3 protein-coding genes are annotated in these 1,644 nt (G+C 62.9%); 2 read left to right on the top strand and 1 reads right to left on the bottom strand.

Features of this window, described 5'->3' with window-relative positions:
- The coding region (locus AC1DT2_RS22705) for a dienelactone hydrolase family protein (RefSeq protein ID WP_477298915.1) at window positions 1-234 on the bottom strand (234 nt) is incomplete at its 3' end.
- A 155-nt stretch (window positions 235-389) separates the two neighbouring features.
- On the opposite strand from AC1DT2_RS22705, the gene AC1DT2_RS22700 reads away from it, so the two are divergent.
- Both AC1DT2_RS22700 and AC1DT2_RS22695 read left to right on the top strand, forming a co-directional pair.
- Complete coding sequence (locus tag AC1DT2_RS22700; protein WP_477298913.1) at window positions 390-674, top strand: hypothetical protein; 285 nt, start codon at window positions 390-392, stop codon at window positions 672-674.
- 259 nt (window positions 675-933) lie between these two features.
- Window positions 934-1,644: radical SAM protein (locus AC1DT2_RS22695; protein WP_477298911.1), on the top strand; the 711-nt coding region annotated here is incomplete at its 3' end.

The raw sequence follows: 1,644 nt of genomic DNA, 5'->3' as shown, positions 1-1,644 counted from the left end.
GTCCTGGTCGTAGCCGAGCTCCACGCCCGTCTGCACCGGATCGAACAGCGCGGGAGCAATGGCGACATAGCCCTCGGCGGCGAAGCGGTCGGCCACGCTGCGGATATGGGCGTTCACCCCGAAGATCTCCTGGATCACGACGACACCGCCCTTGGGCTTGCCTGTCGGCTCGGCCAGGTAGGCGTCCATGCTCTCGTGGGGGCGGGAGGTATCGAGGATAAGCGTGCGGCCCATGGGGTGGGTCTCCGTGGCTGTGAGAAAGGTTCCCAAGCGTAACCGGCGGAGAGTGTCCATGGTGTGGCGGCGAGAGATGAGCGAAGCTGAGTACCTGCCATGTCCGCTTTCGACCCACAGCGGAGATCGACGAAAGCCTGATCGGGGATCAGACATTGGAACTTCTGCCACAAGACAAAGAGCTTCTCCGCAGAATCGATGAAGTCCTCCACTACGTGTGGGATCCGATCGGCGTCGCCGGCGTCCCCCAAGCCAGGGACGAGTATGAAAGCTATGTCCCCCATGTGTTTCAGCTTCTCAAGGGCACGGCCGACGGAAAGGATGTCGCCGATTATTTGCTTTGGTTGAGCACGGAGCACATTGGAATGGGGCCTAACCCAAGTCACGATGCCGAGGTGGTTGACGTACTCCTGGCATGGCGCGATCACCTTACTGAGTGAGCTCAAAAGGGTCGCTGCACGGGCCGGGAAGCGCGCGGCAACGCTGAGGCGTTGAAGCCAGCGTGTGGGCATGCCGAAGCCATGTAGAAGCCGATTCATCGGCGATCCCCGCGTCAGCGGGCAGGGGCTGTCGCGAGCACCCTATCGCCGATGAATCGGCTCCTACCGAGCGGGCCCGGAGGGGCGTGAAGGGCCGTCCGGCCCGATGGCCGTCAACCCGCTATAATGCTCGGCTTCCTACACCCCGGTACCCACGGCAATGTCCCAGGCCGCACCCAAAGTCGGTTTCGTCAGCCTCGGCTGTCCGAAAGCGCTCGTCGACTCCGAACGTATCCTCACGCAGCTCAAGGTCGAGGGCTACGAGATCGTCCCGAGCTACGGCGAGGCCGATGCCGTGGTGGTGAACACCTGCGGCTTCATCGACTCCGCCGTGCAGGAATCGCTGGACGCTATCGGCGAGGCGCTGCACGAGAACGGCAAGGTGATCGTCACCGGCTGCCTCGGCAAGCGTTCGGAACTCATCCGCGAAAGCTATCCGGATGTGCTCTCGATCAGCGGACCGCAGGACTACGCCAGCGTGATGAGCGCCGTACATCAGGCCATCCCGCCCACGCGCAACAAGTTCCTCGATCTGGTACCCGACATCGGCGTGAAGCTCACGCCCAAGCATTACGCGTACCTGAAGATTTCCGAAGGCTGCAATCACCGTTGCAGCTTCTGCATCATCCCGTCGATGCGCGGCGACCTCGTCAGCCGTCCGGTCGACCAGGTGCTGATGGAAGCGGAGAAGCTGGCCAAGGGTGGGGTGAAGGAGTTGCTCGTCATCTCGCAGGACACCAGCGCCTACGGTGTGGATGTCCGCTACGCCGAGCGCGAATGGCGCGGCAAGTCGTATCGCACGCGCATGACCGAACTGTGCGAGGGCCTCTCCGAGCTCGGCATYTGGACGCGCCTGCACTACGTCTACCCG

It is taken from the genome of Luteibacter sp. P4_E6, assembly GCF_056401535.1.
This window is presented reverse-complemented; position numbering and strand designations above follow the sequence as displayed.